General features: G+C 38.2%; 18 protein-coding genes. 16 read left to right on the forward strand and 2 right to left on the reverse strand.

The annotated features are described in order from the left end of the window. Position 1: 1 nt before the first annotated feature. On the reverse strand, positions 2 to 1,330 hold the full coding sequence (srmB, locus tag EL144_RS02060; RefSeq protein WP_050332745.1) for an ATP-dependent RNA helicase SrmB: 1,329 nt from the start codon (positions 1,328 to 1,330) through the stop codon (positions 2 to 4). Between the two features lie 89 nt (positions 1,331 to 1,419). On the opposite strand from srmB, the gene EL144_RS02065 reads away from it, so the two are divergent. After that, positions 1,420 to 2,124, forward strand: coding sequence for a tRNA1(Val) (adenine(37)-N6)-methyltransferase (locus tag EL144_RS02065; protein ID WP_005703583.1), 705 nt, complete (start codon positions 1,420 to 1,422; stop codon positions 2,122 to 2,124). A gap of 56 nt (positions 2,125 to 2,180) precedes the next feature. On the opposite strand, the gene pnuC is transcribed toward EL144_RS02065, so the two are convergent. Further along, on the reverse strand, positions 2,181 to 2,870 hold the full coding sequence (gene pnuC, locus EL144_RS02070) for a nicotinamide riboside transporter PnuC (RefSeq protein WP_032995061.1): 690 nt from the start codon (positions 2,868 to 2,870) through the stop codon (positions 2,181 to 2,183). A 197-nt stretch (positions 2,871 to 3,067) separates the two neighbouring features. On the opposite strand from pnuC, the gene rapA reads away from it, so the two are divergent. The 15 genes from rapA (at position 3,068) to EL144_RS02145 (ending at position 24,328) form a co-directional block, all read left to right on the forward strand. Beyond that, positions 3,068 to 5,929 carry an RNA polymerase-associated protein RapA gene (gene rapA / locus EL144_RS02075; RefSeq protein WP_005703585.1) on the forward strand — a complete coding sequence of 954 codons (2,862 nt, stop codon included), beginning with the start codon at positions 3,068 to 3,070 and terminating at the stop codon, positions 5,927 to 5,929. Between the two features lie 2 nt (positions 5,930 to 5,931). Continuing rightward, a complete protein-coding gene (gene rluA / locus EL144_RS02080) occupies positions 5,932 to 6,591 on the forward strand; it encodes a bifunctional tRNA pseudouridine(32) synthase/23S rRNA pseudouridine(746) synthase RluA (protein WP_005702011.1) in 660 nt (219 codons plus the stop codon). A 191-nt stretch (positions 6,592 to 6,782) separates the two neighbouring features. Beyond that, a complete protein-coding gene (tssB, locus tag EL144_RS02085; RefSeq protein ID WP_005702010.1) occupies positions 6,783 to 7,280 on the forward strand; it encodes a type VI secretion system contractile sheath small subunit in 498 nt (165 codons plus the stop codon). A gap of 21 nt (positions 7,281 to 7,301) precedes the next feature. Next, a complete protein-coding gene (tssC, locus tag EL144_RS02090) occupies positions 7,302 to 8,786 on the forward strand; it encodes a type VI secretion system contractile sheath large subunit (RefSeq protein WP_005703586.1) in 1,485 nt (494 codons plus the stop codon). Between the two features lie 9 nt (positions 8,787 to 8,795). Further along, positions 8,796 to 9,212: a type VI secretion system baseplate subunit TssE gene (gene tssE / locus EL144_RS02095; protein ID WP_005702007.1), complete on the forward strand. Its 417-nt coding sequence runs from the start codon at positions 8,796 to 8,798 to the stop codon at positions 9,210 to 9,212. Further along, a complete protein-coding gene (gene tssF / locus EL144_RS02100; RefSeq protein ID WP_005703587.1) occupies positions 9,213 to 10,964 on the forward strand; it encodes a type VI secretion system baseplate subunit TssF in 1,752 nt (583 codons plus the stop codon). Next, positions 10,928 to 11,926: a type VI secretion system baseplate subunit TssG gene (gene tssG / locus EL144_RS02105; RefSeq protein WP_005703588.1), complete on the forward strand. Its 999-nt coding sequence runs from the start codon at positions 10,928 to 10,930 to the stop codon at positions 11,924 to 11,926. Before tssF ends, tssG begins: the two co-directional genes overlap by 37 nt. Before the next feature lies 1 nt (position 11,927). After that, on the forward strand, positions 11,928 to 12,713 hold the full coding sequence (locus tag EL144_RS02110) for an FHA domain-containing protein (protein ID WP_005702001.1): 786 nt from the start codon (positions 11,928 to 11,930) through the stop codon (positions 12,711 to 12,713). A 14-nt stretch (positions 12,714 to 12,727) separates the two neighbouring features. Further along, on the forward strand, positions 12,728 to 13,414 hold the full coding sequence (gene tssJ, locus EL144_RS02115; RefSeq protein WP_005703590.1) for a type VI secretion system lipoprotein TssJ: 687 nt from the start codon (positions 12,728 to 12,730) through the stop codon (positions 13,412 to 13,414). Positions 13,415 to 13,417: 3 nt separating this feature from the next. Further along, the gene (gene tssK / locus EL144_RS02120; RefSeq protein WP_005701999.1) at positions 13,418 to 14,761 is read left to right on the forward strand and encodes a type VI secretion system baseplate subunit TssK; all 1,344 of its coding nucleotides are present in this window, start codon (positions 13,418 to 13,420) and stop codon (positions 14,759 to 14,761) included. Further along, positions 14,758 to 15,615 (forward strand): type IVB secretion system protein IcmH/DotU, encoded by an 858-nt coding sequence (gene icmH / locus EL144_RS02125; protein ID WP_005703591.1) that lies wholly within the window; start codon positions 14,758 to 14,760, stop codon positions 15,613 to 15,615. Before tssK ends, icmH begins: the two co-directional genes overlap by 4 nt. 25 nt (positions 15,616 to 15,640) lie before the next feature. Next, on the forward strand, positions 15,641 to 16,267 hold the full coding sequence (locus EL144_RS02130; RefSeq protein ID WP_005701996.1) for a type VI secretion system-associated protein TagO: 627 nt from the start codon (positions 15,641 to 15,643) through the stop codon (positions 16,265 to 16,267). A gap of 1 nt (position 16,268) precedes the next feature. Then, entirely contained in the window at positions 16,269 to 17,696 is a 1,428-nt protein-coding gene (locus EL144_RS02135) for a type VI secretion system domain-containing protein (protein ID WP_005703592.1), read from the forward strand. Next, complete coding sequence (gene tssM, locus EL144_RS02140) at positions 17,693 to 21,376, forward strand: type VI secretion system membrane subunit TssM (protein ID WP_005703593.1); 3,684 nt, start codon at positions 17,693 to 17,695, stop codon at positions 21,374 to 21,376. The genes EL144_RS02135 and tssM overlap by 4 nt, the downstream gene beginning before the upstream one ends. Before the next feature lie 489 nt (positions 21,377 to 21,865). Further along, entirely contained in the window at positions 21,866 to 24,328 is a 2,463-nt protein-coding gene (locus EL144_RS02145; RefSeq protein WP_005703594.1) for a S8 family serine peptidase, read from the forward strand. Positions 24,329 to 24,409: the final 81 nt, after the last annotated feature.

Consider the following 24,409-nt stretch of genomic DNA (forward strand, 5'->3'; position numbering starts at 1 on the left):
ATTATTGGGTGATTTCTGTTGTTGAAGCACTTGGTTTACGGCGTTTACCGATATTTTTACGATCCTGATGACGTTGTTTGGCTTTTTTATCCGTTTTCTTTTGCGCTTCGCGTTTTTCTAATTTTTTCGCTTTTTGTTTTTTGCTGACAGTTTTGATTTCGCCGTCTTTCGGCACTTTGGTGCGCGGTTCCAAACCCTCAATCACGCGGGCTTTCAGAATTTCTTGGGTATAGCGTTTAATTTTACCCAGCAGACGATAATCGTGTGCTTCCACGAAAGACACTGCGGTGCCTTTTTTGCCGGCACGCGCGGTACGCCCGATGCGGTGCAAATAAGTATCGGCGCTGTACGGCAAATCAAAATTCATAATGTGGCTGACGTCATCAATATCGATACCACGCGCGGAGACATCCGTGGAAACCAACACCGTCACCACGCCGCTTTTCAGTTTATCGATAGCGTTGTTGCGTTGGGTTTGCGCCATTTCGCCTTCCAAATACGTGCTGCGAATACCGCGTTTGCGCAGATTTTCCGCCAGTTCGCGCACATCTTCCCGACGGCGTACGAATACAATCCCCTTACTGACTTGCTCTTGCTCAATGAAACGCGCCAATAATTTGAATTTATGCTCATTGCTGTCGGCGTGATAATACCATTGCTGAATTTTCTTACGTTCACGGCGACTCGGTTCCGCATCAATTTTCACCGGCTCGTTTAACGTGCGGTCGGCAAAATCTTCCAATAAATCCCCTTCAAGGGTTGCCGAGAACAATAATGTTTGCTTACGCCAACGGGTTTCTGCCGAAATTTTCTCCGCATCTTGCCCGAAGCCCATTTGCAACATTCTGTCCGCTTCGTCAAAAATCAGAATTTCTACCGCGCGACAATCAAAATTTTCTTCTTTAATGTATTGCAACAAACGCCCCGGGGTTGCCACCACAATGTCCTGATTTTTATTGAAAATCTCGCCGTGATTTTGATACGCCACACCACCGGTAATGGTTGCAATGCTGAGTTTGGTAAAGCAGGCAAGTTCTTCCGCCTGTTCCGCTACCTGCATGGCAAGTTCACGGGTTGGCGTAAGAATCAACACACGCGGCGCGCCCGGTTTACGGCGCGGATAATCCAACAAATGTTGAATCGCCGGCAGCAAAAACGCGGCGGTTTTTCCGGTGCCGGTCGGTGCCGACCCTAGGACATCCTCTCCGCCCATGGTGGCCGGGAGAGTTTCTTGCTGAATAGCGGTTGGGCGTTGATAACCTTTTTTCTGAATGGCTTTGAGTAATTCGGGCGCGAGATCAAAATCTGCAAATTGAGTGAGGTTTGTCATTGGTATTTGTCGTTCATTAGCATTAAAATTGCGGCGAATTATACCGCACTTTGCCGTTAAAGTGCGGTCCTTTTTGACGGTGTTTTTCGATGAGCAATACGGGTTTTCGTTTTAAACAATTTCAGGTAAATCACGATCGCTGTGCCATGAAAGTGGGCACGGACGGTATTTTATTGGGCGCATGGGCGGATGTGACGCAGGCAAAACAGATGTTGGATCTAGGTAGCGGCAGCGGCTTAATCGCCTTAATGTTGGCTCAACGCAGTTCTACCGAAAGCCGAATTTGTGCCGTGGAAATCGATCCTGCGGCGACACAACAAGCCCGTGAAAACGCATTAGCTTCCCCCTGGAAGGAGAAAATTCAGGTGTATCAGCAGGATATAGATAGTTTTTGCACTCAAACAGCACAGCGCTTTGATTTGATTGTTGCCAATCCTCCCTATTTTGAAGCGGGCATAGCCTGTCGCGATGACGAACGCAATACCGCCCGTTATTTTGCGCAATCCCATTTACACTGGTTACAAACGGCACAACGTTGCTTGGCGCCAAATGGCAAAATCAGTTTTGTCTTGCCTTTTGCGGCAGGCGAAACGTTGCTAAAAACGACCGCACTTTATTGCGTTGCACGCTGCGATGTGATGACAAAAGCAAGCAAAGCGCCACAACGGGTACTACTGACCTTCGCCATGCAACCGCAACCGTTGAAACATAGCGAGCTGATCATTTACGATGTGCAGAATCAATATCACGCCGATTTCATCACATTGACGCAGGATTTTTATTTGAACTTCTAAAAACGCCATAAAAAAACACCGCACTTTCTCTAAAATGCGGTGTTTTTCTTTGCATCTTAAGCCTGTTTCATTAATTTCGTCCAGTTGTAGTAGCCGTATAGTGAGTTCAGTAAATAGGCACTATACATCAAATACATGGCCGGCGTTTCCGCCCATAGGGCAATGGAAAGAATGTTTAATAAAATCCACAAAAGCCATTGTTCACGGTAGCGCAAAATCATCAAGAGTTGGGCTGCGACAGTGATGATAGTGGTTAAACCGTCTAATCCAGTGGAACTGCCGCCTGCAGCATTAAGAGCCTGTACGAATAATAATGTACCAACGACCACTGTGGTTATAAGGACAATCCAGCCTTGGAGTGTAAGAGATTTGGCAATTACGCTTTCCGCACCGCTTTTTTCTTGCTGCATATTGCTCTTCCACATGAAATAACCGATAAATTGCGCCGGGATATAAACGTACAATACGGTGTTCATTTCGCCGATGAAATTTTGTCCCCATGCCACATAAAAATAGGTGTAGGCAAAGATAAGCCCGAACAGATAATTACTGATTTTGCCTTTACTCACAAACACGACGCAAATCACCCCTGCAATACCGGAGATCATAGCAAGCGGCGATTGCGGATCTAGCACAAAGGCGATTATTTGCGCCGCGACAAATAAAAATAGCCAGAAAATTTCAAAGGGTTTCCAGTCGGAAATGATTTCCTGCACCAGTTGATTTAAGTATTTTTGCGGATTCATGATCGTAACCTCACTAATGACATAAAGTGCGGTCATCTTAGGAGTTATTTTTTTCCATGTAAAGTATTTGCTACGTTTTTGTGGATAGGATCACAAATTTTGATGAAATTCGTTTAGTGGTCGGGCTGACGGACAGTTTCTTTTTCACAGTAAGATGGCTAAAATAGCCGCTTTTTTATGGGCGGAGAAAATAGAATATGGCGTTTGCAATCGGTCAGCGTTGGATCAGCGAAACGGAAAATAATTTAGGCTTAGGCGTGATTAGCGCCGTGGATTTTCGGCAGGTGACCATTGACTTCCCCGCCGCGCAAGAACAGCGTATTTATGCGGTGCAAAGCGCACCGTTAAGCCGAGTGCAATTTCGCCTTGGCGATCAGGTTCAACATATTGAAGGTTGGCATGGCGAAGTGACCAACGTTGCAGAAAACAACGGATTGCTATTCTATTTGGTGCAACCACAAGATGGACAAGATCGCGTGGTCAGCGAAATGGAGTTGGCCCATCGAATTTCCTTCAGCCGACCGCAAGAGCGGTTATTTTCCGCACAGATTGATCGTAACGAGCATTTTGTCTTGCGTTATCACGCGTTGCAATATCAAAAAGCCCAATTTCAATCGCCGTTGCGTGGCCTACGCGGCATTCGCGCGGGACTCATTCCTCATCAGCTACATATTGCGAAAGAAGCGGGGCAACGCGTGGCACCGCGCGTACTGTTGGCGGATGAAGTGGGCTTGGGTAAAACCATTGAAGCCGGCATGATTTTGCAACAACAGCTTTTCGCCGAGAAAGTGCGCCGAGTGCTGATTATCGTACCGGAAACGCTACAACACCAATGGTTGGTGGAAATGTTGCGTCGTTTCAATTTGCATTTTTCGCTGTTTGACGAAGAACGTTGCGCCGATTTTGCCGCGGCGGAAGATCGCGAGGAAGTGAATCCGTTTACTACCGAATCGCTGATTATTTGCGCCTTAGACTGGCTAGTGCAGCATCCGCAACGGGTGCAACAACTATTGGCTGCCGAATTTGATATGTTGATTGCCGATGAAGTGCATCATTTGGTGTATGACGAAATCAATCCGAGTTTGGAATATCAACTCGTGCAACAACTCACGCAACAAATTCCCGCCGTGTTATTGCTCACCGCAACGCCGGAACAGCTTGGGCAACAAAGCCATTTTGCCCGTTTGAATTTACTCGACCCGCACCGCTTCCACGATTACCGCGCTTTTTTGGAAGAACAACAGCATTACCAACCTATTGCCGAGGCTACACAATCCTTATTGGCGAATAAGCCCTTAAGTGCGGTGGAAAAAAATAAAATTTCTACCTTGTTGGGTGAGGAGATCAATTTCAATGGGACGAATAAAGAAACGCTCATTAAACAACTTATCGACCGCCACGGCACAGGGCGTTTGCTATTTCGCAATACCCGCCAAAGCGTACAAGGTTTTCCGAAAAGAATTTATCATCCGATCGCCCTACCACAGCCGAAACAATACGAAAATGCGATTAAAACCCTCAGGGCATTTGGTGAACATCCCGTGCAATGCGCCCTTTACCCCGAACATTTCATGCGCGAACTCAATGCCAATACGGCATGGTGGGAATTTGACCCACGTGTGCAATGGCTGATAGATTTTTTAAAACAACATCGGCAAGAAAAAGTGTTCGTGATTTGTCGTTATGCCGGAACGGCAATTCAGTTGGAGCAAATTCTGCGTGAAAAAGAAGGCATTCGCAGCGCCGTATTCCATGAAAAAATGTCTATTGTGGAACGCGATCGTGCGGCGGCTTACTTCACCCAACAAGAAAACGGTGCTCAGGTGTTGCTCAGTTCCAATATCGGTTCCGAAGGGCGAAACTTCCAATTTGCCAGCCGTTTAGTGTTATTCAATTTGCCGGAAAACCCTGACTTGTTGGAACAATGTATCGGCCGCTTGGATCGTATTGGGCAAACCAAAGATATTCAGATTTATTTGCCGTATTTTACCGACGGCGCACAAGCGGCGTTGGCCGATTGGTATCATTTGGGGTTAAATGCCTTCAACGAAACCTGTCCGATGGGCGCGTTGTTATTCGAGCGGTTTGGTGAAGCATTACAAAAAACATTGGAAAATCCGACCGCACTTGAAGCTCAAAAGGCATTAATCGAACATACCCAACAGGAACGGTTACATTTAAAACAGCTATTGGAACAAGGCCGAGATCTGTTGTTGGAACTGAATTCGAACGGTGGTGAGTCTGCGAAACAGCTGGCACAAGAGATTGCCGCACAAGACGGTAGCCCGGAATTGGTCGATTTTGCGTTAAATCTGTTTGATGTCATTGGGGTGGAGCAAGAAGATTTAGGGGAAAAATCCATTGTGATTACCCCAACAGGCACAATGCTGGTACCGGAATTCCCGGGCTTAAAAGAAGAAGGCGTCACCGTCACGTTCGACCGTCAATTGGCGTTAGCACGCGAGGAGTTGGAATTTCTCACGTGGGACCACCCGATGATTTACCACGGCATTGATTTAATCACCTCCGGCGACATCGGCAAAAGCGCCGTTGCGTTGTTACCGAATAAACATCTGCCGGCCGGTACATTGTTATTAGAACTGGTGTATGTGGTGGAAACACAAGCACCGCAAGGGTTACAATTAACCCGCTTCCTGCCACCAACGCCGATACGTTTATTATTAGATAGCAAAGGCAATGACTTAGCGCAACAGGTGGCGTTTGATCATTTACAACGTAAGCTCAAACCGATGGACCGCAACATGGCGAATAAAGTGGCGAAAATGTTGCGACCGAATATCGAAACACTCATTACGCAAGGCGAAAAGGTGATGACACAGCAAAGCAAGGAGATTATCGCGAATGCCGAACAACAGGCACTGCAACACCTTGACGAAGAATTAACACGCCTCATCGCCTTACGAAAAGTGAATAAAAATATCCGTCAGGATGAAATTGACACCTTGCAGACGCAACGAAAACAAATGCTACAATGCTTACAACAAGCCACATGGCGCTTGGATTGCCTACGTGTGATTGTGACCACCAATAAGGAATAAATATGGCTCTCATTGAATATAACCCGCCGCAGGAACCTTGGCTGGATTTGGTGTATCGCGACGACTACATCGCTGTGGTAAATAAACCGAGCGGCTTGCTTTCGGTACCGGGCAACCAACCGCAATATTACGACAGCGCCATGTCACGGGTAAAAGAAAAATACGGCTTTTGCGAGCCTGCGCATCGGCTGGACATGGCCACCAGCGGGATTTTGTTGTTTGCTTTGAGCAAAGCGGCGGATCGCGAATTAAAACGCCAATTCCGTGAGCGTGAACCGAAAAAATATTATCAGGCACTGGTTTGGGGACATGTGGAACAAGATCATGGCGTAGTGGAACTACCGCTGATTTGTGACTGGGAAAATCGCCCGCGCCAGAAAATTTGCTTTGCGCAGGGCAAAAGAGCGGTCACTTTTTACGATGTTTTACAACGCTACCCTAATAACACCACCCGCGTAAAACTCACGCCGATTACGGGGCGTTCTCACCAACTACGTTTGCATATGCTGGCGCTCGGACACCCGATTTTAGGCGACAAATTCTACGCCCATCCACAAGCCAAGGCGATGTCTCCCCGTCTATGCCTACACGCCGAGAGCCTGCAAATCCAACATCCCATCAGCGGGGAAATCATGACCTTTACGGCATCGGTGGGATTTTAAATATTACAATAAGTTAAAGTATATTTTTGCCATTTTATTTTGCAAGTAAACATGCTCATTGAACAATATCATTTATATTATTGATTTGTTATACTCCGTTTCTTATAATCATTAGGCTATACCGTAAGTGAAAAAATAGCTTTATCGGTTTCTATTAATAATGGCGAGTTTCAATTTATAGGGGATTTTATATGTCAAAAACAGGTTCAGTCGCACCTAAAGAGCGAATTAATATTAAATATACACCAGCCACAGGAAACCAACAGGAAGAAGTTGAGTTACCACTAAAATTACTTGTGACAGGTGACTTCAAAGGTGCCCCAGAGGAAACAAGTCTTGATGAAAGAGAAACAGTCTCTGTTGATAAACACAATTTTGATGCAGTAATGAAGCAGTCTGCTTTAAAAATTGATATGGCAGTGCCAAACCGTTTAGACGACAACGCTGGAAACCAAGATATTGGTGTTAGCTTAAAAATTGAAAGTATGGCAGATTTTTCTCCTGATAATATTGCTAAGCAAGTTCCTCAATTAAATAAATTATTAGAATTACGAGAAGCTCTCTTAGCATTAAAAGGTCCAATGGGAAACATTCCCGCATTTAGAAATAAATTACAAGATTTAATTTCTGATCAAAGTGCGAGAGAGGCATTAGAAAAAGAACTCGCTATTATTTTAGAGAAAGAATAATTAAATAAGGATTAAATTAGTATGGTTGCAAAAAATAAGGCGGCTCAAACAGAACAACAAGCGACAACAACAAGCTTGCTTGATCAGGTAATGGAACAAACTCGTTTTAAACCTGAGAATGAAGATTATACTATTGCTCAGCGTGGTATTGCAGAATTTATTTCTGAAATGTTAAAAACCGATAATACTGATGCGGTAGTAAATAAAACACTTATCGATGAGATGATTGTCCGTCTTGACGAAAAAATTGGTCATCAAGTAGATGAAATTTTACATAATCAAAAATTCCAAGAAATTGAGTCTGCATGGCGTGGTTTAAAATTACTAGTAGACAGAACTGACTTCCGCGAAAATATTAAAATAGAAGTTTTAAACGTAACCAAGGAAGAACTCTTAGACGATTTTGAATATGCGACAGACATTACTCAAAGCGGTCTATATAAACATGTTTATTCAGCAAATTACGGACAGTTTGGTGGTGAACCGGTAGCAGCAATTGTTGGTAACTATACATTCACACCAGCAGCACCAGATATTAAATTGTTACAATACGTTTCTTCCGTAGGCGCTATGTCTCATGCGCCATTTATCTCAGCGGCAGGTCCTGAATTCTTTGGTTTAGATAGTTATGCATCACTTTCTGAAATCAAAGAAGTCAAAGATATTTTTGAAGGTCCTAGATACGCAAAATGGCGGGCCTTACGAGAATCTGAAGATTCAAAATACTTGGCCTTAACTATGCCTCGTTTCTTATCTCGTTTGCCGTATGATCCAATTGAAAATCCAACAAAAAGATTTAACTATCAAGAAACTATCGCTGGTGAGCACAACAATTACTTATGGAGTAACGTCGCATTCTTAATGGCTTCAAAAGTAACTGAAAGTTTTGCTAAATACCGTTGGTGTCCAAATATTATTGGTCCTCAAAGCGGTGGTGCCGTTGAAGATTTACCAGTTCACTTATTTGAGTCCTTTGGTCAACTACAAGCTAAAATTCCAACTGAAGTGCTAATTACTGATCGTAAAGAATTTGAACTTGCTGATGAGGGATTTATCCCTTTAACGATGCGTAAAGGTAGTGATAATGCAGCATTCTTCTCAGCAAACTCAGTGCAAAAACCTAAAAAATTCCCGAATACAGAGGAAGGCAAACTCGCTGAAACAAACTATAAACTTGGTACTCAACTACCTTACATGTTTATTGTGAATCGCTTAGCACATTACTTAAAAGTATTACAACGTGAGCAAATTGGTTCATGGAAAGAGCGTCAAGATCTTGAACGTGAGCTAAATGTGTGGCTAAAACAATATGTTTCAGATCAAGAAAACCCACCAGCAGAGGTACGCAGCCGTCGTCCATTACGAGCAGCTAAAGTAGAAGTGTCCAGTGTAGCTGGAGAACCAGGCTGGTATAAAGTTTCATTATCTGTACGTCCACACTTTAAATATATGGGAGCAAGTTTTGATCTTTCTCTTGTTGGTCGTTTAGATCTTGATGATAAATAATTATTATTTATGAGTTTTTGGAATCGAATTAAAGAAGCCTCAAAAGAAACAAAAACGATTGTTAAAAAAAGCGAATCAGAAATTATTAGTGAACTGATTCGCTCAATCAAGAAAAACATAGAATTGGTTCTCAACTCCAAACAAGGGTGCACATTATGTGCACCTGATTTTGGTTTAAGGGATTTCAACGATTCAACAGCAACAACACGTAGTTTAAGCCAAACAATTATTGCTGATATCCGCTTTAATATTGAACGTTATGAGCCTCGAGTAAGAATCTCAAGAATTGAATATATTCCGGATCCTTATGATGTCCTACAGCTTAATTTTCGTATAACGTGCGTCGTGTTATTAAAGCAGAAAAATGAATTAACTGAGTTAAATATTATTTTAGATAGTTCCAATAAAAGATTTAAGGTTGTGTAGATGTCTTTGAAAGAATTTTTTAGAGCCGAGTTAGATTTCTTAAAAAAAGATGGTCGGCATTTCTCAAAGGCTTACCCTCACTTATCTCGTTTTTTGTCTGATGAAATTATTGATCCTGAGGCAGAAAGAATTATAGAGTCTTTTGCTTTTCTTACTGCTCGCCTAAAAGAAAAAATTCAAGATAATTTACCTGAATTAACTCAATCTATGATGCAGCTACTTTGGCCTAACTATCTACGACCTTTACCTAGCTGTGCAATTTTAAAATTTTCACCCAAGGATCGCTCGATCACAACAAAACATATTATTCCTAAAGGAACTTTTGTTTCATCAAAACCAGTAGATGGCACCCCATGTCAATTTCAGACAACTATGGATGTTTCTGTTTACCCGATTTTATTAAATTCAGTAACAAGCAGTACAGCAACAGAAACAACTTTTATAGAATTTAACTTAGAAAATATTTCAGATGGTGACTTTGCATCACTAAAATGTGATGAATTATCTTTCTATTTATCCGGTAGTGATTATAGCGCGTTAACCTACTATCAATGGATTTTTAATTATTTAACTAAAATCTATGTTAAAGCAGGCGAAGACATTATAAAACTGCCTGTAGATTGCATTGAGCCTCAAGGATTTAGTGAAAATGAAGCTTTAATACCATATCCAGAGAATGCCTTTAATGGGTATAGATTAATACAAGAATTTTTCTTTTTTCCTAAAAAATTTTACTTTTTTAAACTAAGAAAATTGCAAATACTTTTAAAATCTCTGACTCAAAAAAATTTCAAATTATTATTTGAGTTTAATAGACCTTTACCAAAAGATTTAAAACTAACTAGTTCAGATTTTTCACTCTATTGCTCACCTATTATTAATTTATTTGAGCATGATGCAATTCCTATTAATTTTGATGGAAAAAAGGTTTTATATCCAGTCATTCCTGTAGGTTTTAATCGTAGTCATTTTGAAATTTTTAGTATAACAGATGTTCTAGGATCATCAATGATCAAAGATCCTTCTAGAAACAACAGGATTCAGCAGTATTCAAATTTTGAATCCTTTGCACATAACAATACATCTACTAGATTCTATAAATCAGTAATAAAAGAGAGTGTTGAAGAAGATGGATATGAATATTATGTTTCTTTTGTATCTAGAGAACATAAAAACTTAGAAGGAATAAGAGAAACAATCTCAATTAATCTAAAATGTACAAACCATAATTTACCTGAATTACTTGGTATTGGTGATATTTGTATGCCATCGCAAAATACACCATCTTATATAGAATTTAAAAATATAACTCTTCCAATAAAAACTGTGAGACCTATATTAGATGAAAAGCTTCATTGGAAATTAATTTCTAATTTATCATTAAATTACTTATCCTTAACTCACTTAGATGTGCTAAGAGATGTTCTTTCAACCTATGACTTCCCTGCAATAAATGATATACAAGCCCGAAGAAGAACAGAAAAGAGATTATCAGGAATAGAATCTTTAGAGACCAAAAAGTCAGATAGAATTATAAAAGGTATTATTTATAGAGGTCAAAAATCAACTTTAAGGATAGATAGCAATACTTTCTTATGTGAAGGTGAATTATTTTTATTTGGCGCTATTTTATCTGAGTTTTTTAGACTATATGGAACCATTAATTCATTTCATTTTCTAGAGGTAATTAATACAAATAATAACGAGACATTCAAATGGGAACAGAAGATCTCTCTCCAAAATATGATCTAACAGATTTTAACTTTCACCAACTTATTGAAGTAGTGGCAAAAGCATCATCAGCCAATTTAGAATTATTAGAAAATACTCTATTAGAAGATTCATTATATCTATTTTCAAGCAATCCTAAAATTAGTTTCCCACTTGGTGATATTGAGAAAGTAAATATCATAAATAGAGATAATAAGACTCAATTTAATATTGTAGTAAATTTTTTAGGGTTACAAGGCTCCTCTGGGCCATTACCTGGGTCTGTTTTAGATGAAATTGCTGAAGAGTTTTATGAGAGTGAGCATATAAAGATAAAATATTTAGACTTCTTTAATCACCACCTCATTAGTCTTTTACATCAAATTTGGAGAAAGTATAAATACTATATTAAATTTAAAGAAGACTTCTCAGATATTTATTCAAAGAATATGATGAGTCTTATTGGCATATCTAGAGAATATTCAGAATATTCTCATCTAAAATGGGATAAGATCTTCTATTACCTAGGAATAATCCAATCTAGAATTAGAACTCCTCAAGTTCTAAGTACTATAATTCAATATTATTTCTCCTTAGATAAGGTTGAAATAAAAGAACATGCACGCCAATTAGTTCAATTAAACTCAGAACAAAGAAGTTCTCTTGGTAACAATAATATGATGTTAGGTGATGATTTTATTGCAGGTGATGTCGTTGAATCTTTTTCGAATAAATTTGAGGTGGCTATACATAATTTAGATATCAGCCAATTCTACCAGTTCTTACCCTTAGGCCATAAGTATACGGAATTAAAAGAATTGATCCGTTTTTTACTGAAGGATCCTTTACCTTACGATATCTCTTTAGGATTACATCCTCAAACTCATTCAACTTTTGTTTTAGGAGAAAATAAATCTAGTCTTTTAGGATGGACTACATTATTAAATTCAGCATTTGATAATTCATATTCTTTAGATGCAGTAACAATAGAGGGACAACGATAGCATGCATAAACTTCTTCTTATGGTTACACATGCTTTTATGCTTGAGAAAGGAACTCTTCCCCATTGTCATTTTAATCAACAGGGCGGGATCATTGGTGCCAGCAAGACAGCAAACTGGAAGATAAATAATTTTAAAAATGAAATTTCTGATATTGAATTTGAAATAAAATATTACGATGCTGATTATTGTCTAATTGCGCATACATCAAATATTTTTATCAACAAATCTTCTTATGCTCTTCCTATAGGAGGAATAATTCGCTTAAAAGATAACGACATTATATCATTATTTAATTATGAAATAAGAGCTAAAATATTCACAAACCAGGCTGAAATAGTGACCTTACAAGATGAACTATCCTTTCTAGTAAATAACCCTTCAGATAAAATGGTTATTGGAGAAAATAATCTAAAACTAGAGGACTTTTCTCTCCATACTAAAACGTTACAAAACACTGAAAAATTGTTAACGCTAAATCAAACAGAATTAGATCCGTTACTAGCGCTCAAAGATTCAGATATCACTGAAGATATCTTGAATTTAGGCTCATCTTACATGATAGATTCTGACTATAAGTTTTTTAACCCCAATATAAATAGTAGCTTAGAATATTATGACCCAATAGAGCTAAACATTTTAAACAAGAAAGATGAAGCGTCGGTAAATAATCTATATAATACACCGCAAGATGTTTTTGCATCTTTAAAACCTGTCACTTCCATAAAAAGTGGAGACAGAGAAGAACATGATGAGGAAATGCTAGATCCTCTATTTTTTATAGAATAACTAAAGGCAAACTTATGAAACTAAAACAACTATTTACACTAATCCCTGCGCTGATCATTGTGGGATGTTCTTCTAATGAACCAGGAGAAAACCCGCGACTGTCTAAAGCGTCAACATATTCACTTTCTATCTATGCTACTGATCGTGCAAATATTAACATTTACTCTCCAAAGGACGATGCAATTTCAGTTGTAAGTGATGAAGTAAATATGGATTATGATAGTTCAGCTTTTGATAGTCCAAAGGGAGAGACTAAACGTCCTCGTAGTGCCAATGAATACAAAAATAATCTTAAAGCAAGCAGTTCAAATCCTTCAAACGATAAGCAAGTTATCCAACAAGAGAATGGTAAAGCTGATTTACGAGCAACACCTGTTATGTTAAAAGTTTTTCAGTTAACAGATAAATCCTTGTTCTTAAGTAGTACATACGATGATTTTCGCGGGAGCGACTTTACTGACTCCTTAGGCAAAACCTATATATCTAATATTGATCTAATTATTGCACCAAACCAATTTAGATTTATTGAACCAGAAGCATTAAATGAAAAAACTCACTATATTGGCGTTGTTGCCTTATTTAATGGATATGAAAATAGAAAATGGAAAGGTATTGTCCAAGTAAGACCAAAAGGCGGCGAAAGCTATCCATTATTAATTCGTGTGCTAGATTCTAAGGTTGAAATCTATAAGGATAATTAATTTATGTCTGTATCAAATCGTGTTTTGTGGAAAGAGGGGCTGTTTATCCGCCCCCAGCATTTTCAGCAAGAAAGTCGTTTTTTTGCGACTCAGTTGAAACAACTTCTTGATATTTCAGCATATAGCTTCGGCTTTGAAAAATTATCTTTTGATAATCACCAGCTTTCTTATGGAAAATTAGCCATTTCTGAATGTAAAGGAGCCATGCCTGATGGTACACTTTTTGAACTTCCGTTAACAGACAGTTTGCCTTCATCAATTACTATTGATAGCAGGTTTATTGGAAAAATAATTTATTTTAGTCTACCGATAAATACAGGAACCGAAATAGAAATAGATTATTCACTTGAAGATTCACTGATTGATTCAAGAGGTGAGATATTATTCACAGAAATTAAGGACACTCATAGTGAAACTGGCAACTATGCACAATTGGAATTAATTAAGAACCAATATCGCTTAAAATCATCATTAGATGATCTCAGTAATTATGTCTCATTACCAGTCGCTAGAATTAAGGATGTTACCCCTGATCATCAAGTCATTCTAGATGAAACATTTTTTCCTACTGCGCTTAACATAAAAGCCATTCCTGAATTAATCAGAAAATTATCTGAGTTATCAGAACTTATTTCTTTACGAGCACAAAATCTCGCAGGTAGAATGAACAACCCAGAGCAGTCTGGCGTTGCTGATGTAAATGATTTCTTAATGCTATTAACATTAAATCGGGTACTCCCTTTAATAAAAACCGTTGCTAAATCTGGCAAGGAACACCCAGCTACAGTTTATGAATTATTGGCGTCCTTACGTAGTGAACTCGCAACATTTATATTGCAGGAAAGATTTTCAGATACTTATTATGATTATATTCACGATAACCCTGCTCTTTCATTAGTACCTCTATGTGCTGATATTAAATCCTATTTAAGCGTGGTCACAAATGCTCGAGCGTTGCCATTGCCTGTGGTTGCACATCAATATGGCATCTATACCTCACAAATCAAAGATACATCGCTGTATACGAGTTCTGAATTCATTATTGCTGTTAAAGCACATTTACAGCCAGAACTATTAAAAACTCAATTTGTTCAACAAACAAAGATATCCAGTATAGAGCAAATAAATAAATTGGTTCATCTACAATTACCTGGCGTACCCCTTCATGCATTACCTGTAGCGCCTAGATATTTACCTTATCACTCAGGCTTTATGTATTTTCAACTAGATAAAACTTCCCCATATTGGAAAAGTATTGCATCCTCAGCTGGTTTTGGTTTTCATATAACCGGCAATTATCCAGGATTAGAGATTGAATTTTGGGCGATTAGAGGAGACTTAACATGAGACATAATGAATTAGAAGTAATTGATTCATATGATGGTGAGCTAACTAATAATTTACCAATAGATCGTATTAATATTACAAATAATGTACCTGTTATAAATGAAAAAACAGATTTATTATATGATCAGGTTGGACAGGTTGACTTTGATATAGACTATGATTTTCAACTACAAACAGCCTCTTATAATCCTCTCGTGGAATTGGCTAACCCTTTGCTAGCCACGGCATTAAGAATGAGAAAAATTTTGCAGTTAGACGATATTTCCAGTTTGTATACTAGAATGCAGAATGAGATTATTGCACTAAGCGAAAAAGTTAAAATGCTTAATTATGATAGTGCATTCCAATTATCATTTAGGTATTGTGTTTGTACATTTATTGATGAAATGGTAATGGCAACCCCTTGGGGGAGCAGATCGGCTTGGGGACAGCGTTCCCTATTAGCATATTTCCATAATGAAACTTGGGGAGGGGAAAAATTTTATTCTATTTTATCTCGAACCATGTTAGAGCCTGAAAAATATCATGAGTTACTAGAGTTCATGTATATTTGTTTAGCATTAGGATTTAAAGGTCAATACGCCTTAAAATCACATGGCCAAGAAAATATCCAAAATATTCTTATAAAGTTACAAAAAACATTACGTCCTTTGCGTGGCTATGATTATCAGCGAAAATCTAAGACTCATCTATACGAACGTGATTATACGGTTAAAAAACCATTATCACTGAGTCGGTTATTCTTAGGAACATTGCTAATTTTCTCACTCATCTATTTTCTCTACAGTATGTATCTAAATTCTTACTCTACAGAAATCATAAACAATATTAATGATATTATGAATAAATCTTAAGCATAAAATATTAAAGAGGTTGAGAATGACTCGAGTTTATTCTTCTATTTTAAAAAAACTGTTCTTTGTATGTTTTTTAAGTGTAATTAGCTTTTATACTTATCCCGCAACAGAGCAAGTGGAACGGTGCACTTCCATTAAATCCAATGTGAATCGATTAGCCTGTTTTGATGAATTGTTTAAAACACCAATTCGCTCTCAGCACATTGATAATACAGTTATAAGCAATACGATTCCAAGTGCAGTTAGTGACATTTTTGCTTTAGCAAAAAATACTAATATAGAAACAGATAATGAACTTGAAGTTGTTTTATCAAGTCTTGATGATAAAGCTGCAATTTATATAGCCTGTAAAGATAATATAACTCGCTTTCAGATTGTTATGGATAGACCTGTTACGAAAAATCCTTTAACTGTCGAAATTGCTAATACCGAAACTCAACAGTCAGCTTCTAAAATTAATTGGCAAAATGCTGAACGGGGTTATATGTTAGACGCAGGACGAGGGCTTTATGCAATTCAACAGCTAAAGGCTATTCTTTATATTGATACATTTTCAGTGCTCATCCCACAAGAGAAGAGATCGTTTACTTTTAAGAACAATGGGCTAGCCTCAAAGGTTGCGCCAATAAGAAAAGAATGTGGTTGGTAAAATGAAATACCAAAGTATCTTGCAAGATATTCAAGGTGAATTATTTCCAGTGGGGATTCCTGACGAGGAAGGGAGTCTCTTTTTTACAATTGATGAACAAGTAATGAAATTTGGTTCATTGCAGCATGATAGTATTAATTGGGATAACTTAATTACTCATTCACAGAAGTATTTATCTGAGGTTTGTAAAGACTACAAGGTATTACAATATTTTGGTTATGCTGTCCTATATAAAAACTTCGCCTTAAACTTTATTGATTTTATTGAGTTATTCTCTGAATTTAATAAAAAATATCTTTTTTTAGGGCATCCAAAACCGTCGGATAATACATTAAATAGATTTAAAGAGAAAGCTATCAGTCTCATTATTGAACGAATTGAAAATGCGTTTAATAATAATTCGGAGATAAAATTTACCGCACTTGAAAATGACAAACTCAATAAACTTTTTAATGATATATTTTTACAATTAGATGGATATATAGCAAATGTAAAAAGTGTATTTGATCGATTACAACCTCGAATTAAGGAACAAACAGATAGCGATGAATCTATTCTAACAATATCTAAAGAACCTGAAGACATTTCGTTATCAAAGGAACACACAGCGATTCAACGCACTAGAAATTTAGATATCCCGAATATCCATGAAGTTGATTTACAAAACGTACGGAAACTAAAGCAGATGTATCTCCAAATTGCAGATATAACTTGCTCACTTGAACCTACATCAATACTGAGCTACATCAGTCGTCGTTTTGGATTGTGGCATAGTATCTCACAATTACCCGAGATGGATATCAATGGAATAACTGCAATGCAAGCTGTTCCAGCAGATAAATTAAGTGATTATAGAGAATTAGTCTCGTCTTCTCCCAGTTTAGAGTTACTTAGTCGAATTGAAAAAACGGTAACAACAAGTCCATACTGGGTAGAAGGGAGTTACTTATCAGCCAAGTGTTGCCAAGCATTAAAAATGAGTGAAGCGGCAGAAGCAATTAAAAATGTAACTAGACAGTTTGTAAGTAAATTCTCTACATTCTCTTCTGCAAAATTCCAAAATGGGGAGCCATTTTTATCAGAAACAGTATCAATTTGGCTAGAAGAAAATGAAGCCTCCCCACAAGAATTAAAAACTGTAGAACAAGAACTAAATAATTTTGATGAAATTTATAATTCTGAGGGATTTGTTGCTGTACTAAAATTAATTGATGAACAACTAAAACAGATAACAGACATACGCTCAAAAAACTATCTTCAATTTGAAAAAATACGTTATTTTTTGAAAGAAGAAATGTTTACTATTGCCCTGACTGAGCTTTCTGAATTAATTGATAACTGTAAAAAATATACTGTAGAAGAATGGGATAATAATTTCTTTATACAGTTATCAGGATTAAAAGATAAATTATTAAAGGATAATCAATGAAATATTTAAACCAATTATTAGGAATTTTTAGACAATTCTTCCGACCTATTTTTTATCATATAAGGAATTCAGTTCCTGTATTACTAACTCTAGGCTTAATTTTGGTGTTTATAGGAATATGGACATATGGAACATCTTGGAGTTTTTCTGGTTTAACAAATGAAAATGGCTGGGATTATAAAATGGCAAAAGAAGTTGGCGTAGGTAGTCGCATTATTGCAACTGCTATCGTTCTGCTTTCTTTAGCTGTGATTGCCATTTTAAAGCTGCAATTAAAGAATGCTAAGTTAAACAAAGAAAAAAATCAGCTAGAAAAGGAACAAGAAGAACAAGACGCTATTCTACCTTATATTAAAGATCAAGATGATAGTCTTGAATTAATGGCAGAAGCATTAAAATCTCATCTCTCAAATAAAAATTATATTTATCAATTACCTTGGTATATGGTAATTGGAACAAAAGAGTCAGGCAAAACAAGTTTTATTAATCGCTCAAACCAAAAATTCACTTTAACAGCTTTTGAAAGGACATCTAAGCAATACTTACGGAAAAATGCATTATATAAAATTGACTGGTGGGCAAGTGATGATGCAATCTTGCTTGATCCTGAAGGTGAAATGATTCAACAATTCAACACAAGCCAAGATACTGAAGGACGAATCGCACAAGGTTTGTGGAATCATTTACTTGATTGGATCAGTGATGTACGTCCACTACGCCCAATTAACGGTATTATACTTGTAGTGGATTTGCCTAAATTAATTGCCTCAAATCACAGTGATAGACAAGCATTAGCTGCGCTCCTTCGCACTCGAATCAGAGATGTGACAGAAAAATTTGGCGCCAGAGTACCAGTATACGTAGTATTGAATAAAATCGACCTTATTGAAGGCTTTGAAACATTTTACAGTGATCTAAAACAAGCTGAACGCTATCAAAATCTAGGTTTTTCTTTTACATTAAATACTGATGAGCATATTGATGATTGGACAAAAGAATTAAGAGACAGCTACGACAGTTTTATCAAAGAAATTGAAGAAATTATCTTTGATAAACTTGCGGGAACAATATCACAAGAAGAACGTGAATCATTGTATATGTACGCTCGTCAATTATCAGGAATGAAAGATATTCTCTTACAATTTATTAGTGATGTATTAGAAAGCGATCGTTTCACTACAACACCTTATGTACGAGGCGTGTACTTTTCATCTATCTTCCAACAAGGTATCCCAATGGATTTCTACCAATCTGCGTTAGCTAAGCAGTTTGAGTTACCTCATGTGGTACCAAGTTATCTACAAGAAAGAACACAACGCACCTATTTTACACATAATTTCTTCTCAAATATTATTTATCCGGAAGCAGGCCTTGTTAGTGATAATCAAAAAGAACTAGGGCGGAATAAACGTAAATTTGTATTAAGTTCTGTTGGCGTTGCTATATGTTCTATTTTTATGGTAGCAATGTGGCAAAACTTTTTCTATCAAAATAAAACTGCTTCAGAAAAAGTGATAAAGATTACTGAAGAATTTCAGCAAATGAATATCAGCCAAGCTATGGATCCCACTGGCCGAAATTTGCTAAAACCGCTAAATATGTTACGTCAGGCCACCTATGCATATGGAGATTATGAAAAAGCACTTCCTGTGATTGAGGACTTTGGTTTGTATCAAGGAAAAAAAGTTGGTAGTAAAGTAAGTGAAGCATATAAAAAATTCCTTGGTGAACGATTCTTACCAGAAATTGCAATGGGCTTAATTGAACAAATGGATGCTTTACCAGATGATAGTAATCAAGGGCTAGAGCTATTACGCGTATATCGAATGATTGATGATATGGCAAACCGTAAGGCTAAAATCCCTGAACAATGGATGGCTAAATATCTACAAAAAAACTACCCTAAAAACCCTGATACTCAGCGTCAATTAATGTCGCACTTTACTTATGCAATGAAATACGTTGATCCTGATCTCAGTATGTTTGATAAAAAAATTGCAGAGAAGCAGCGAGAATATAATATGCTTCCTTTAGCTGATCGTGTGTATCAAAACTTTAAAATTTTTGCGAATACAGAATTACAACCTGCCACAAATCTTAAAACAGAAATTGGGCAAACATTTAGTACTATATTTAAAGTAGATCATAACGCTGAGGATGATCCTTCATTCTTTAAGGATAAAAACATTAGCCGCTCAGGTACATTAATCAGTCCTCTATTCACGGATTGGGCGTACAAGGACTTTTATGATCCTAAAGCAGTAGATTTACTTCAACTTGCCGCGATCGACGCCTGGGTACTTGGCAAACAACAAACAACCAATTATTCAAAAGATGAATTGGCGACCTTATCAAATGAAATTCGTGATCGTTACATTGCTGACTATATTAATACTTGGCAAGAAGCATTAAACGACTTAGAAGTTGTTAATTTTGTAGATTTACGTCATACCGTTGATGTATTAGAGGCATTAACAAGTAATGAAAAACCACTACAAAAAATGATTAATTTAATTGATAAAAATAGTGAAATTTATCCAAGTCTGGCTGATATCAATACTGATAACTCAACAAAAAATCCAAATGTTGCAACACCAAATCAACTTGCAGCATTAAAAATCACAGAGCATTTTGCTCCACTAACAAATGAGGTGAAAGCAGGTAGTGATTCACAACCACACCTAGATGATATTATGAAGAAATTGTCAGAGCTAAAATTCTATATGCAGACAATTCAGAAATCGCCGGAACCTGCACAAACAGCATTAAAAGCAATCATGGCTGAATTTAATTTAGAGCGTACAAATCCAGTTATTGATTTAAAACGCCTAGCAAATGAAGCAGCTGAACCGCTATCCACTCAACTTAATCATATTGCTGATGAAGCATGGACTGTTGAACTCAAAACAGCCTTAAGCGAAATAAATAAATTATGGAATCGTAACGTTTATAGTTTCTATCAAAGCAGAATTGCGAACCGTTATCCATTAAATCGAAAAGCAACACAAAGTATTTCATTAGATGATTTCCGAGAGTTCTTTGGACCTAATGGCCGAGTACAGAGATTTTATAATGATTACTTGAAATTCTTCTTAGAAGATAATACTGAGCTTTCTGTGGTTAACGGAGAAAGTATTATTTCACCTGAATTTTTAACCGCACTTCAAGATTTACAAGATATTCAACGTAATTACTTTGATGGCTCAGGTAATGTTAATGTATCCTTTAGCCTAAAACCGTTAGGTCTATCAGGTAAGTTTACGGCGTCAACGCTAAATATTGATGGACAATTGTTAAAATATAGCCACGAAACACCATCAGCAAGCCGTCTAATTTGGCCAAATACAACGCGTCAAGATGTAGAAACCAGCTTAACATTAATTAGCTCAACAGGTGAAACTGCAACATTACGCAAAACTGGTGATTGGTCATTATTTAGAATATTTGATGCAGCCAGTAAAAAGGCTAATGGACAATCTATCGATCTTTCGTTCAAACTCAATGGCGGAGCAATTAACTATCGTTTAACCGTTGAAAATGGTACAAACCCATTCTTCAACCATATACTGAACGAATTCATCTTGCCACCAAAATTAATTGATACTGAAAACAACAATGGTGAAACTCAACCAATAGAAATAAATGAAGAAGAACTAGAAGATAGTAATATAGAAATGTAACTTAAAACCCAAATAACAAAACCTGTTATTTGGGTTTTTTAATATTTCTTATTACAAGCCAACACTTGGCTAGCTAAATCTCCAAAAGTTCTCCTTGGAGGTGTAAAAGAAATCTTATACCGATCACTAAAAATAATCCTCCCATCTTCCATAAAGACATCAACTAATACGGAAGCTGGAAATTCTATTTTTAGTTATGTAATTTTTAAATAAACATAGAAATAAAAAGCATACCGGAGCAAAGGAAAAAAGTATGGTGGATTTTGCTGTATTTTATCTATTTCCCTACAAAACATTTTCTCTCCCCAAATTAACCTCACTTTCATAGACCTAGGTCAAAAAATGCCCTAAATCCCCCCTTCTTCCCGTTGAACCGTCTCAATCGAGTTAATAAAATACTAATGAAAATTAAGTCCTTTAGTTTTCGGTAATTGCTTATTCGTGTTTTATCAGGCAGTTAAATAACCAATTTTCACAAGGAAAAGTAAGATGGAACATATTATCCCTATTCGAAAAACAGCATTAGCTCTCTTCATTGGTGTTTATACTGGTAGCGCATTGGCTTATACGGAAGTCGGTCAGTTAGGAAATACCACGAGTTGGGAAACTCAGGAATACTTAAAAGACTGGGGGTTAACCTCAATGAACGCCTCCACCGCCTATGCCATGGGGTTTAATGGCCGTGGTATCAATATCGGTGTAATGGATTCCGGTGTGCTGTTGAACCACCCTGAATTTCAAGACGGGCGTATTCACACGGTAAAAACCGGAGGTACTTATCATACAAATGGTATGCGATATCCCGATGCGGCTTATGGTAATGGACCAATTAACAAAAATGAACCGGTGAAAAATGGTAAACGTAATTTTGATAAAACCGATAACGGCAAATTCACCAAAGGAGAGGCCTTTGACATTGACGGTTCATGGCATAAATACACTAATGATGCCCATGGCACGCATGTTGGCGGCACAATGGCAGCGACCCGAGATGGCAATGAAATGCACGGCGTAGCTTTCGGTGCGAATCTCTATTCTGCCAACACCGGTGGTAACGATAATATGACCTATGGCCCGAACCAAGACTATAATTTCTTCTTGAAAGGCTACACAGCCCTCGCCGATGCCGGCGTCAAAGTAATCAACAATAGTTGGGGTTCCAACCGTCGAGTCAATTCATCTTTTGCAGGTGCCGAAGGCTTTAAACCCAAATATGATTGGCGCGATGTGCCTGAATACGGCGTACAATATTATGATGTCATTAAAGCACCGGAACCGATATCAAATCCTGCCGCTCATCTTTATTTAAGAAATTTAGGCGAAGCCAAAAAAGCCTATTATCAATTTGTGACAAGCGGTAAGAAAAACTTTATTGATGCCGCCTATGAAGTGGCTAAAAACAAACAAGTTATCCAAGTATTTACGGCAGGTAACCGCAGTTTAATGGCAGAATCTTTCACTCGTGCTATGTTGCCATACTTCAGACCTGACGCAGAAAAATATTGGGTAAACGTAACAGGGCAAGCGGGCGGTGACGGTTATCCAAATGATTCAAGCCAAGATATTAATGGTAAAAAAGCTGCTTCAGATATCCAAGAATTTAACCTAGCCGGTCATTCAAAATGGTGGACAATTGCTGCGCCGGCAGAAAATATCTATTCAGCCTATGTAGAATTACAAGATAATAAAACCTACGGCAATGCCGTTTATAAGTCTGCCGGCGGTACCTCTATGGCTGCCCCACATGTCAGCGGTGCACTTGGCGTGATTTTCGCCCGCTACCCATATATGACAACGGCTCAAGCGCGTGATGTGATGCTCACGACAGCAAGACAAACCACGCTTCGCAAAGGACTTGAAGGTAAGCCATTAGAACGCTGGGAAACCGAACAAGGCGTACCGAGTAAAGTTTGGGGTTGGGGTATTTTAGATCTTGGCAAAGCGATGTTTGGTCCGGGTCAATTCTTAGGAGAATTTAACGTTACCTTAAATCAAGATGACCTTTGGTCAAATGACATAAGCGATAAGGCCATCAAAGCACGTAAGTTAGAAGATCAAGTTGAAGCCGCAACTTGGGCAACACGCAAAGCAGAATTACAAGCCTTAATGCAAAATCGGGCCGGCGCAACAGCAGAGGAAAAAGCGGAATATCAAGTCGGCTTAGATCGCGAAGTTGCGCGTAACCAGCGGGCAGCTCAAGGTTATGAAGGCGCCTTGGTAAAAAATGGCAACGGCACATTGACGCTAACCGGGACAAACAGTTTCAGTGGCAAAGTGGACGTCAAAGAAGGACGCTTATCTGCACTTAATCAGTCTGTTGGCTCATCAAAAGGTGTATTCGTCAGAGACGGTGCTGCTCTAGAAATTCTCACTAAAGCCAACGTTACCAAACCCGGACCAAATGGTTATACAACCACCACAATAGCCAGTACTGCACAAGCTGTCACAGCAACAATCGCCAAAGGCGGGACTTTCGTACTAAATGACGGAATCGCCAATATTCATGCAACTTTCGAGGACGGTGCCAAACTGCAATCAGCGCAATTTGATGAAGCAACCCAACAACAGCTACGCCAAAACCCACACCAAACAGTGAACATACAAGGTTCCGGCACTTTTGTTAATGCCGAGAAAGCACAAGCAACCAGCCCTTATGCCTTCTTTGTCGCGACTAATCAAAGCAATGCCGGCACCCTTAGACTCACGATGCAAAAACAAGCGATGTCCAACGTGGCTAGAAGTGCCAATGAGACAGCTATAGCTAATGCGATTGATAATAGCACCGGTAGCTTGTACCAAGGCCTACTCTTCGCGAGTCAAGCGCAAGCTTATAACGCATTTGACGGCTTAAACTATGACGCCGATTTAGCGGCGCAACAACATAATTTGATCAATAACTTGACGTTACGCCAACAGCTTACCTGGCCGACGACCGACGACCATAAATGCTAAGTTAAATCAAAATACCCGTCTTTGGAGTAACAGTAGCTACAACTACCTAAGCACTCACGGCTTAAGCACCCATAGCTACAA

This window comes from Aggregatibacter aphrophilus ATCC 33389, from assembly GCF_900636915.1.
Classification (GTDB): domain Bacteria; phylum Pseudomonadota; class Gammaproteobacteria; order Enterobacterales; family Pasteurellaceae; genus Aggregatibacter; species Aggregatibacter aphrophilus.